The sequence below is a fragment of the Parasphaerochaeta coccoides DSM 17374 genome (genome assembly GCF_000208385.1).
GTDB classification, from domain to species: domain Bacteria; phylum Spirochaetota; class Spirochaetia; order Sphaerochaetales; family Sphaerochaetaceae; genus Parasphaerochaeta; species Parasphaerochaeta coccoides.
This window is the reverse complement of record NC_015436.1, coordinates 1085719-1097040: the sequence shown is the minus strand read 5'-3', so window position 1 is coordinate 1097040 and position 11322 is coordinate 1085719. Positions and strand designations below refer to the sequence as shown.

Sequence of the window (11322 nt, the reverse complement as noted above, 5' to 3'; positions counted from 1 at the left end):
TTTGGTGATTTTAGATGTAAATATAATAAGATAATTAAATTTTGAGCGTGTATAACACAGGAGAACAAGAAAATGACGACTATGTAAAAAGTAGATGCCATACCGCTGACAGGAAAATAAGTCATGGCACGTCCTATCAGCGGTAAGTCGGGATATAAACGTCTACAGCCCCATCTTCTTTTTCATCTTTGCCCAGCTGTCCTTCAACGTCACTGTACGGTTGAAGACAGGATGTTCTTTCGACCAGTCGCCGGAATCAGGAGTGTAGTACCCGTTGCGCAGGAACTGGAGATGGTCACCGGGAGCAAAGTCAAGCACCGAAGGCTCTGCCTTGCCATGGGTGATTACCGTCAGGGAATCAGGATTGATGTCATCAAGGAAATTCCCCGTAGCCGCCCCAGGATTCTCCGTGGCAAAGAGCTTGTCGTACTGTCGTACCTCGCAGTCCACGGCAGTGGCGGCGGCAACCCAGTGGCTGGTTCCCTTGACCTTGCGACCATCGGGCGTCTCACCGCCGCGTGATTGCGGATCATAGGTGCAATGGACTTCTGTGACAGTGCCATCCGCATCCTTCACGACACTTCTGGCAGTGATGTAATAAGCGTTTTTCAAGCGTATCTCGCCACCAATGTACAGCCGATGATAACCCTTTGGCGGAACCTCCATGAAATCTTCCCTTTCAATGTAAAGCTCCCTGCCAAACGGAACTTCCCTGACACCTGCGTCAGGTGCTTCCGGATTGTTTTCCGACTCCACATACTCAATCTGCCCTTCAGGGTAGTTATCGATGATCACCGTGACGGGGTCGAGTACGACCATGCGACGGTGGGCACGCTTGTTCAGATCCTCGCGGACACAGAACTCCATCAAGGAATAATCGACGACCCCTTCAACCTTGGCGACACCGACACGGGAGACAAAATCCTTCATGGCTTCCGGTGAGTAGCCCCGCCTGCGGATGCCGCTGATTGTCGGCATGCGTGGGTCATCCCATCCTTTCACATAACCTTCCTTGACCAAAAAGAGAAGTTTCCTCTTGCTCATGATGAAATAGGAAATGTTCAAGCGGGCGAACTCGTACTGGTGAGGCGTATGATTTATGCCGTCAATTGCCGTAGCCCAGTCATAGGCGGGTCTGTGGTCTTCAAACTCCAGGGTACAGAAGGAATGAGTGATGCCCTCGATGGCATCGCTGATCGGATGGGTATAATCATACATCGGATAGATGCACCAGGCATCTCCCGTCCGGGGATGGGAGGCGAACTTGATGCGGTACAGGGCAGGATCCCGCAGGTTCATGTTCGGACTTGCCATGTCAATTTTCGCGCGGAGAGTATAGGAGCCTTCCGGATGCTTGCCATCCTTCATTTCCTGGAAGATGCGCAAGTTCTCCTCGACGGAACGTTCCCTGTCCGGACTGTTTTTCCCCGGTTCGGTCAAAGTTCCCCGGTAGGCACGCATATCTTCCGCAGAGAGACTATCAACATACGCCTTGCCTTCATGAATAAGCCGGACGGCAATCTCATAGAGATGCTGGTAATAGTCAGAGGCATGGTATTCAAGTTCTCCCCAATCAAAGCCGAGCCAACGCACGTTATTCTTGATGGCATTGATATACTCCATGTCTTCTTTTTCAGGATTGGTGTCGTCAAGGCGCAGATGACATCGGCCTCCGTATTTTTGCGCCAGACCGAAGTTGATGCAGATGGATTTTATATGTCCGATGTGCAGATACCCATTGGGTTCCGGAGGAAAACGGGTCACTATGGTATTTCCCGGAACCCGCCCGGCCGCAAGATCGTCCTCTATGATTTTTTCAAGGAAATTCTTGATTTCCTTCTGTCCGGCGTCCACTTCCGGCATGCCGTCCTTCCCTGATTCTCCGCACATGGTTTCCATTCCTTCGCTCTTTCAAAGGAGCATAGTGAAATTATTCCTCATGGTATCATAACGACGATGCTTGTAAAAGCTGTGAAAGCCAGGCATCTGCTCTTAATGGTTCTTAATACTAATGCCCTTTAATGACATTCTTCACGAGTCTTCACGCAAAAGGAAAAAAGCACTATCCTAACAAGGAAAGGAAGACATGTAATGAAATCTCCCAAGGAAATCGCCCTGGAAAAATATTTTCTGAAACTTATTCCTTCCGGCGGCAGCTCCGAACGTCTGGCGCGCCTGCTGGTGGATGATGATGAAGTCCAGCTCCTACAGGATCATGCCAACAGCGTTTCCATCAAACGGCTTGGATACAATGATCATGGACCGGTTCACATGCGCCAGGTTGCGGTCAATGCAGTACGCATGTTGGAACTGCTCCGCGCCTCCGGAATCACGACCAGCCTGGAGGCGGAGCAAATCGGCACATATGAAGACAGCCTGGATGCCGTGATGCTTGCCGCCTTTCTCCATGACGTAGGGATGAGCATAGGACGGCAGGATCATGAGATTCTCAGTGTCATCATAGCTCGCCCAATCATGGAACGGCTTCTTGTCCAGGTATTTCCGGACGAACCGAATCGGCGCGTAATCATAGCCTCTACCGCTACGGAAGGAATTGTCGGACATATGGCAAACCGGCGCATCCACTCCCTGGAAGCTGGCATCATCCTGATAGCTGATGGATGTGATATGGAAAAGGGCAGGGCACGCATCCCCATGACCATCAATACCACACCAAAGGTCGGCGACATTCACAAGTATTCCTCCAATGCCATTGATTCAGTGACCATCGGGCATGGAAAGAAACGGCCTATCAGGATTGACGTGAAGATGAGCAGCGATGTCGGTTTTTTCCAGGTCGAGGAAGTTCTGCTCCAGAAGATTAACATGAGTCCGGTCAAGCCATACATAGAATTGTATGCCTCGGTTCAGGATCAGGATGTGAAGCAGTATGTCTAGGAGGATAAAGTGATAGGAGTCATCGGAGAGGCATTGATAGATTTCATCGGTATCCCGTCCAATGAAGGACAACGAGGCAAAGCTTTCATCAGCCATGTCGGAGGATGCGGACTCAACGCGGCGACCGCCGCGGCTCGCTTGGGATGCGGCGTGACCTTCTTTGGCAAGATATCCTCGGACATGTTCGGAAGGAGGATACTTGACCATCTTGTGGAGAACACCATCCTGTTCGATCCTTCCCTGTGCTCAAGTACGCTTCCTACGCTCCTTGGCTTTGCTTCTCTTGATGAGCATGGAGCGGCCCAGTATGCTTTCTATGCCCGTGGTACGGCTACGGTAAGCCTGATGAGTGATGAATTGCTTGAATCCCTGGCCCAGAATGCCGATGTGAAGGTACTCCATATCGGTTCTGTTTCCATGCAGTTGAAACCCATTTGCGACACTACCTTGGACGTGGTTTCCTTTCTCAATCCCCGTCCGGTAATCTTTCTTGACCCCAATGCGCGGCCGTCTCTCATCGAGGACAAGAAGGCATGGGTGAAAAGGATGGAGGACGCTGCCCGGTTGAGTGATTTCATCAAGCTCAGCGAGGAAGACCTGGAATATATGTACCCCGGCCTTTCGGAAGCGGAAACTCTTTCCCGTCTCCGGGATACTACCCGTGCCCATATCATCCTGACCAGGGGAGGAAAAGGAAGCACATGGTTCGCATCCGACGGACACAGGTATGACCAAGAAGCCCCGCAGGTAAAGGTCGTGGATACGATTGGAGCCGGCGACACGTTCAGTGGTTCCTTGCTTTATTTCCTTGAGAAAGGGGGCTATTTCGGGAAGGATGGGGAAAAAGCGCATCTTGAACCTCTTGATGGGGATGTCATCCGCGCAGCCCTTGCTTTCGCTGCCAAGGCGGCAGGAATCACCTGCTCCCGTGAAGGCTGTGATCCGCCCACTCTTGAGGACATGCAGTAAATATCATGAAACAGGAATCCTTGTCATCACCCGGCATGGGGCGGCGTCATCAGGCGGCGGTTCCGCTATTATGCCTGCGTTTGCGCTTATGCCTATGGCTGTCCATCATTCTGATTTTATTTTTCCTTGCCTCATGCGGGAGGGATTCGTCCCCTGTAAACCCTGCAAAACCGAAAAATACGGCTGCCATGTCCCGGACAATGATGATGTTCGGCACAGTTTCCCGCATTACGCTGTACGACCATGCCACCCAAGAGAATTTCGATGCGGCCATTGCCGTTCTCCAGTCGGTGGATGCCTTGATTAACCGTAACCTGCCGGACAGCGAGCTTGGCCAGGTGAATGCGCAGGCAGGGATAGCTCCGGTCACGGTGAGCAGGGAACTGGTTGACCTGATGGATACCGCCTTATATTACGCATCTTTGAGCAATGGAGCTTTCGATCCGACCATCGGGCCGCTGGTAGATGCGTGGGGAATCATGACCGACCGTGTCCATGTGCCCGCCAAGGAAGAAATTGAGGCAGTCCTGCCGCTTGTCGATTGGCGCTTGGTTGAACTCGACAAGGTTCGCAATACGATTTATCTGCCTCTGACTGGGATGTCGCTTGACTTCGGCGCCATTGGAAAAGGCTATGCAGCTGACAAGGTTCGGGAAACATTGGCCGGGAAAGGGGTGGAAAGTGCCATCATCAACCTGGGCGGCAATGTGTTCGTGATGGGAACCAAGACGGACGGGTCGGCATGGAACATCGGACTACAGGATCCATTCATGGAAAGGGGGGACTACTTCATGACTGTCCGGGCATCCGATGAGACCGTGGTGATCAGCGGGCCTTATGAACGATATTTTGTACAGGATGGCGTGATATACCATCACCTGATGGATAAAAAGACAGGATATCCCGCTGACACTGACATCACGACAGCAGCGGTAATCGGAACGTCATCCGCCGCCGCTGACAGCCTTTCCACGGCTATCTTCGTCCTGGGCATCAGACAGGGACTTGAACTCATTGATTCCCTGCCGGGAATGGAGGCAATCCTTCTTGATTCCTCCGGGAACATCTACCTTTCAGAAGGACTGTCCGCCAATCCCGAAAGATTGTCTCTCATCAAGGAAGGCTATGTTCTCAGGAACTTCACCTGATGTCCCTTGCCCTTGGTTCGGCTTGTCGTTACACTTGAGAAGAGGTGCTTTTACACGTGGTCGATATTTCTCGTTCCTGGCGACGCAGCCGGGTACTCAGAATAACACTCATTGCCTTGGGCGGCGCGCTGTTGATGGCTCTTGCCGTGCTTATTTTCCGCTGGACCGTGGCCATCAGCCGACAAAGCGCCGATGAACAACTTCGTGCTGCGCTGTCAAAGGTTCTGGAGACAAACGGGGAACGGGGACTCCTTGAGATGGCCGGAGTGCCGGTCAATGATATCTTCTACGGTGATTCCGGCGTCACGCTCTTTCAAGGTGGCGAGGCTTCATGGAACTATAGCGCGGACGAGCTTCAGAACATTGCCGTCTATGAAAAGGTGAACCGGAGCGTCGTCCACATCACCACTATCATTGGGAATACCGCCGGCTTTCTCAACATGGTTCCTGACCAAGGCATGGGCAGTGGCGTAATCCTCTCAAAGACCGGATATATCCTGACCAACACGCATGTCATTGAAGATGCGGCATCCCTGAGCGTCCGGCTTCATGATGGTACTTCCGTTCCTGCCCGCTTGGTCGGCATGGATCAGGAGAATGATTTGGCGGTCATCAAGATTGAGCCGACCGAACAGATGTCCTTGATGCCCATAGTCTTCGGCTCATCGGCTAACGTGAAGGTCGGGCAGAAGGTCATTGCTATCGGTAATCCTTTCGGCTATGACAGAACCATGACGATTGGCACGATTAGCGGTCTGGGGCGTCCGGTGAGCGACGGCAAGGGGCAGGTGATCATGGGCATGTTGCAGACTGACGCGGCAATCAATCCTGGAAACAGCGGAGGTCCCCTCCTGAACAGCAAAGGTGAGATGATCGGCATCAATACGTCAATGTACTCTGTCAGTTCAGGGGCGCAAGGCATCAGCTTCGCCATACCGATAGACACTGCCATTGCCGCGATTCCTGAGCTTATCTCAACGGGAAAGGTGGCCCGTGGGTGGATTGACATTGTTCCCGTCCAGCTCAACCAATCCATTGCCTCGTATGCGAAGCTGGATGTCTCGGCGGGAATATTAATCAGTCAGGTGACAGCCAAGGGAAAAGCGGAGAAAGCCGGATTGAGGGGCGGTACGCAGAGAGTGAAGTATGGGGATGAGGTCATTTATCTGGGCGGGGACATCATCACGGGAATCAATGGCGTGGATATCTCCACCTTTGAGGACATGTACAGCGCCCTGATGCAGACAAAGCCTAAGGACGAAGTGACAATCACTATCGACAGAAAGGGCGAGAAGAAGGCCGTGATTGTCGAGCTGGTGGAACGAACCGCGGAAAATGTCGCGCTCATCGTGCGTTGAGAAGGTCAGGGAGCAATGGAAGATATATACGGCGGACATGAGGAAGACATCTTTCCTGTCGATGGAACGTGGGGCGGGGAAATGGTGGCGAATATCCATGGCAATGTGCGGGGAGAGGTCATTCCATTTTCCGTGGTGGCTCCCTTCGGGACCAGCGGAGACCAGCAGCAGGCGATTGATGCGCTCTCCGAGGGACTGATCGCAGGAGAAGACCGTCTGACCCTCAAGGGTGTGACCGGCAGTGGCAAGACATATACCATGGCAAAGATTATTGAGAAGGTACAGCGTCCTACCTTGATTCTCAGCCATAACAAGACCTTGGCGGCTCAGCTCTACAGGGAGTTCAAGTCTTTCTTTCCGAATAACGCCGTCGAATACTTTGTTTCGACATACGACTATTACCAGCCGGAGGCTTATGTCCCCGGCAAAGACCTGTATATTGAGAAAGATGCCGACATCAACGATGAAATAGACCGTCTGCGTCTGTCCGCGTCGTTCTCCCTGATGGAAAGAAGGGATGTGATTGTAGTATCCACCGTGAGTTGTATTTACGGCCTGGCTAATCCGGTTTCACTGCGCGACATGACCAAGACCTATGCCGTCGGCATGCAGTTCGACCATACCCGCGAGCTGGAGCAGCTTGTCCGCATGCAGTACGAGCGCAATGACGCTATCCTCAAGAGAGGAAATTTCCGTGTCCGCGGGGATGTCATTGAGATATGTCCTTCATATATGGAAAATGCGGTACGTATCAGCCTGGAATGGGATGAGATATCATCCATCCAATGGTTCGATCCTGTCAGCGGAGAGAAACAGGAGAGCGTGCCGACTTTTACCTTGTATCCTGCCAAGCAGTTCGTCATGCCCAAGGAACAGGTAGTGAAGGCCATAGGACGGATCAAGGATGAAATGGAGGCTCAGTACGAACATTTCATCACGTCGGGGAAGCCTCTTGAGGCAGAGCGAATAAAGACCAGGGTCGAATATGATATGGAAATGCTTCAGGAAATCGGATACTGTTCCGGGATTGAAAACTATTCCCGCCCCCTGAGCAACCGGAAGGAAGGAGAACGGCCCGCCGTTCTGCTAGATTATTTCCCACCCAACTTCCTTACTTTCATCGATGAGTCTCATGTCACGCTTCCGCAGGTCGGCGCAATGTACGAGGGCGATCGTTCACGCAAGATGAATCTTGTGGAATACGGGTTCCGCCTGCCTTCTGCCTTGGATAACCGTCCTCTGAAATTCGATGAGTTCACCCATGTGGTCGGGCAGAGGGTATTTGTCTCGGCGACGCCAGGAAAACTGGAACTTGCGGAAAGTTCACGGGTCGTGGAACAGGTGATTCGTCCCACAGGACTGCTTGATCCTGAGATATCCGTCCGTCCTACGGAAGGGCAGATGGAAAACCTTTACGGCGAAATACGTTCCTGTATTGCAAAGAAGCAACGTGTCCTGGTCACGACCTTGACCAAGAAGATGAGCGAGGATCTGACCGATTACCTGACGAACCTTGGGCTCAAGGTACGCTATCTCCATTCTGAGATTGAAACCATCGAGCGGGTCGAGATACTTCGGGACTTGAGGCTTGGCGTATTTGATGTCCTTGTGGGCATCAATCTTCTCCGTGAAGGCTTGGATTTGCCTGAAGTCGCCTTGGTCGCCATCCTCGATGCGGACAAGATTGGTTTTCTTCGTTCCGAGACCAGTCTCATCCAGACTATCGGACGCGCGGCCAGGAACGCGGAAGGTCGTGTCATCATGTACGCCGACAGGATGAGTGATGCCATGTCTACGGCCATCAAGGAAACAAATCGCAGGCGTGCGCTTCAGATGGAATACAATAAGGCGCATGGCATCACTCCCACCACGATAGTCAAAGCCATCCAGGACATCATCATCAGGGAGAAGACGGAAACATTGGAAATCCAGAAGGAAGATATTGCCATCCGCAAGAGCCGGTTCAATCTTCTGGAAGCAAAGGAACGCAAGAAATACATCAAGGAATTGGAGCAGGAGATGCTGGAATGTGCCAAGAACCTTGAGTTCGAGAGAGCCGCCATGTTGCGTGATGAAATCACAGCTATCAGGGAAGGTCGCTTTGACGCTGAACTCACCGCCGCAGACATCAAGCCACTGGTGATGGTTTAGACGCGCAATCTGTTTTAGACGAGCAGTCCGTCAGAGTATTCCACGAGGTTTCGGAGCCGTACTCCCAAGCTCACGCTTTCCGAGTGAGGACGGGTGGTACTGAGCGCGGTGATTTGGTGTTCTTTCCATATACAGTGCAGGCGGTAGGCAAAGCCGGTGTATTCACAGGAAAGAATCCGGGCGTCTGAAAAACGCGCATGGGCAAGGAACTCAGGGAAGGGCAGGAGGGGGTCGTCATGGACGGTCACATGTTCCGGTCGGAAGAACACGAGATGTTCGCCCTTCTGTTCCCGGTAGATAAATTCATAATGACCTGTAGGAGTCACGATGGTGTCAGGAATGATTGAATAGGGCATGACCGTCCCATCTCCCATGAACAACGCCGCATGTAAGGTCGCCGGTCGGGAATATACATCCTCCGGGGTTCCGACCTGTTCTATGCCGCCCTGGTTCATCACGATGATTCTGTCACTCATCGACAGTGCTTCATCTTGGTCATGAGTCACGTAGATGGTTGTTATCCCCGTCTGTTTCTGTATGTGGAGCAGTTCTTCCCGTAGGCGTACACGCATCTTGGCGTCCAGGGCGGAAAGTGGTTCGTCAAGCAGCAGGAGCCGGGGTGAAGACGCAATGGCTCTGGCAAGTGCTACCCGTTGCTGTTCGCCTCCGGACAGACTCTGTATGCGTCGCCGACCGTAACCCGTGAGACCGACAAGATCAAGAAGACTGTCCACACGCGCACGGCGTTCAGCTTTCCGGAGTTTGCGGAGACGGAGTGGATAGGCAATGTTCCTTGAGACATCCAGATGGGGGAAAAGGGCATAATCTTGAAAGACCATACCGATTTCCCTTTCCCAGACGGGCAATGTCGTGATGTCTTTCCCGTTGAGGCTGATTGTGCCTGTTTCCGGCTGAAAGAGGCCGCAGATCAGCTGTAGCGTCGTACTTTTTCCACAGCCGGAAGGACCAACGATGGAAACGAATTCTCCCGATGCTATGGAAAAGTCTATGTTCAAGCGGAACTCAGGATATGAGACTGATATCTGCGAGCATATGAGGCCGGAATCTGTCTGGGGCGGGGAGTTGTTGCTCATGCTGGTTTCCTCCGTAATGATTCGCTGACAAAGAACACGATGACGCAGACACTGATCAGAAGCGTACCCAGCGCGCAGGCTCCCTGGTAGTTATATGAGCCGATCAGACGGTACATGACCAAAGGGATAGTAGAAAAGGTGCTGTCACTCAACGTCAGTGTCGCATTGATTTCACCCATGGAGATGGCAAAGGCAAAGATGCCGCCGGTTACCATGGAGTTCCTGAGCAAGGGAACTTCAAGGCTGAAGAAGACACGGGAAGGGGATGCCCCCATCGTCATGGCAGCGTGGGAAAGGGAGGGAGGGATGCGCCGATAGTCCGGCAGGACAGAGCGCATGACGAAAGGAATGGCAATGATTACATGGGCGAGTACTACAAGGACGTAGGCCGCGCCAGGGGATTGGAACCGGGATCTTATCAGGAAATAGCCAAGACCAATAATTACCGAGCTTACCGCCATGGGCAGCATAGCCGCCAGCTCCAGTGAAGTTGCCCCAGGATTCTTCCTGCGCAGGAAGGTTGCTATGCTCACCGCCAGAGGAACCGTCACCAGAGCGACGACGATGGCAATGATGAGGCTGTTGACTACGGCTTCCCATCCACTTGCCATCAGGCCGTTGCTCGCCGCAAGCCTGAAGATTTCCCTGTACCAACGAAGGGAAAACGCTTCTCCTCCTGCTCTGGATAGTGGACTGCGGAAGGAACGGTAGACAATTCCCAGCATCGGAGCAAGGACAAAAATACCCGTGACCACGGAATATGCGGCAAGGGCGATTTTCCTGCCGGTAGTCGCCGGAGACGTAGTGCGTGTGGCATAAGGCGCCGGTTTCTCCCGGTTCGCCGCCTGTCTCTGCGCATATGAGTGAACCGCAAGAAGAATGAGCATGATGAAAAGGCTCAGCAAACTCATGGCGGCTGCCTGGCCGATTGCATCGAGGGAACGGGATGCCCGGTATATCTCGACTTCAAGGGTCGAATACCGTGGACCGCCACCCAGGACAAGGATGACGGCAAAGCTGGAAAAACAGAAAAGGAACACCAGTGTCGCCGCGCTGATGATGGAAGGAACGAGCCGTGGCAGGGTGATGCTCCTGAATACCCGTTTACGGGGAGCCCCCAGGGTCATGGCGGCATCTTCCACGCGTCTGTCCATTGATTCCCAGAAGGATGAGACGATGTTCATGAAAACAGGGAAATTGAAGAACGCATGGGCAAGGATGATTGCAGGGAACGAGTACAGAATACGTATCAGTGGTTCCGTCGTTCCCGTAATGCTCATCAGGATGCGGTTGAGCAAGCCATTGTTGCCGTAGAAGATGACAAAACCCAAGACGACCAGAATGGACGGCAGGACAAACGGAATGGTTCCGATTGACCTGACCAGTTTCTTGCCGGGGAAGGAATACGTGGCCAGGATGTAAGCTCCCGGCATGCCTATGGCGAAAGAAGCGACTGTACTGGCCGTGGCCTGGAGAAGGGACATGCCAAGAAGCCTGATGGTATAGGGACTGGTCACGGCAGAGATAATCAACTCCAGCGAAAAACCGCCGTCAGACCCCCGGAAAGCCTGAGACAAGGTAGAGACAAGCGGGAGAAGGAACAGAAAGAAGATTACGACAAGGGCGGGAACCGGCAATGCCCGGTAGAAACCGCTGCGCGTCAGAGCATCCGTATTCTTCTCGTCGAGTGTCTTGTCCGTCATT

8 protein-coding genes are annotated in these 11322 nt (G+C 52.8%); 5 read left to right on the top strand and 3 right to left on the bottom strand.

Annotated elements, in window-relative coordinates:
- Window positions 1–162 precede the first annotated feature (162 nt).
- Entirely contained in the window at window positions 163–1890 is a 1728-nt protein-coding gene (locus SPICO_RS04890; protein WP_013739568.1) for a glutamine--tRNA ligase/YqeY domain fusion protein, read from the bottom strand.
- Between the two features lie 201 nt (window positions 1891–2091).
- On the opposite strand from SPICO_RS04890, the gene SPICO_RS04885 reads away from it, so the two are divergent.
- The 5 genes from SPICO_RS04885 to uvrB all read left to right on the top strand — a co-directional run bounded on the left by SPICO_RS04885 (window position 2092) and on the right by uvrB (window position 8524).
- Entirely contained in the window at window positions 2092–2898 is an 807-nt protein-coding gene (locus SPICO_RS04885) for an HD domain-containing protein (protein WP_013739567.1), read from the top strand.
- Between the two features lie 9 nt (window positions 2899–2907).
- On the top strand, window positions 2908–3867 hold the full coding sequence (locus SPICO_RS04880) for a carbohydrate kinase family protein (RefSeq protein ID WP_013739566.1): 960 nt from the start codon (window positions 2908–2910) through the stop codon (window positions 3865–3867).
- A 5-nt stretch (window positions 3868–3872) separates the two neighbouring features.
- Window positions 3873–5015: an FAD:protein FMN transferase gene (locus SPICO_RS04875; protein ID WP_013739565.1), complete on the top strand. Its 1143-nt coding sequence runs from the start codon at window positions 3873–3875 to the stop codon at window positions 5013–5015.
- Between the two features lie 56 nt (window positions 5016–5071).
- Window positions 5072–6373: a S1C family serine protease gene (locus SPICO_RS04870; RefSeq protein ID WP_013739564.1), complete on the top strand. Its 1302-nt coding sequence runs from the start codon at window positions 5072–5074 to the stop codon at window positions 6371–6373.
- Between the two features lie 81 nt (window positions 6374–6454).
- Window positions 6455–8524, top strand: coding sequence for an excinuclease ABC subunit UvrB (gene uvrB, locus SPICO_RS04865; protein ID WP_052295886.1), 2070 nt, complete (start codon window positions 6455–6457; stop codon window positions 8522–8524).
- A gap of 14 nt (window positions 8525–8538) precedes the next feature.
- Here uvrB and SPICO_RS04860 read toward each other — a convergent pair whose 3' ends face one another.
- Window positions 8539–9618, bottom strand: a complete 1080-nt coding sequence (locus SPICO_RS04860; protein WP_013739562.1) for an ABC transporter ATP-binding protein — start codon at window positions 9616–9618, stop codon at window positions 8539–8541.
- Window positions 9615–11321: an ABC transporter permease gene (locus SPICO_RS04855; RefSeq protein WP_013739561.1), complete on the bottom strand. Its 1707-nt coding sequence runs from the start codon at window positions 11319–11321 to the stop codon at window positions 9615–9617. Before SPICO_RS04855 ends, SPICO_RS04860 begins: the two co-directional genes overlap by 4 nt.
- Window position 11322 lies beyond the last annotated feature (1 nt).

Coding starts and splice junctions, on each gene's coding strand:
- SPICO_RS04890 (WP_013739568.1), bottom strand. CDS start 1,890: ATGTGCGGAGAATCAGGGAAGGACGGCATGCCGGAAGTGGACGCCGGA.
- SPICO_RS04885 (WP_013739567.1), top strand. CDS start 2,092: ATGAAATCTCCCAAGGAAATCGCCCTGGAAAAATATTTTCTGAAACTT.
- SPICO_RS04875 (WP_013739565.1), top strand. CDS start 3,873: ATGAAACAGGAATCCTTGTCATCACCCGGCATGGGGCGGCGTCATCAG.
- uvrB (WP_052295886.1), top strand. CDS start 6,455: ATGGTGGCGAATATCCATGGCAATGTGCGGGGAGAGGTCATTCCATTT.
- SPICO_RS04860 (WP_013739562.1), bottom strand. CDS start 9,618: ATGAGCAACAACTCCCCGCCCCAGACAGATTCCGGCCTCATATGCTCG.
- SPICO_RS04855 (WP_013739561.1), bottom strand. CDS start 11,321: ATGACGGACAAGACACTCGACGAGAAGAATACGGATGCTCTGACGCGC.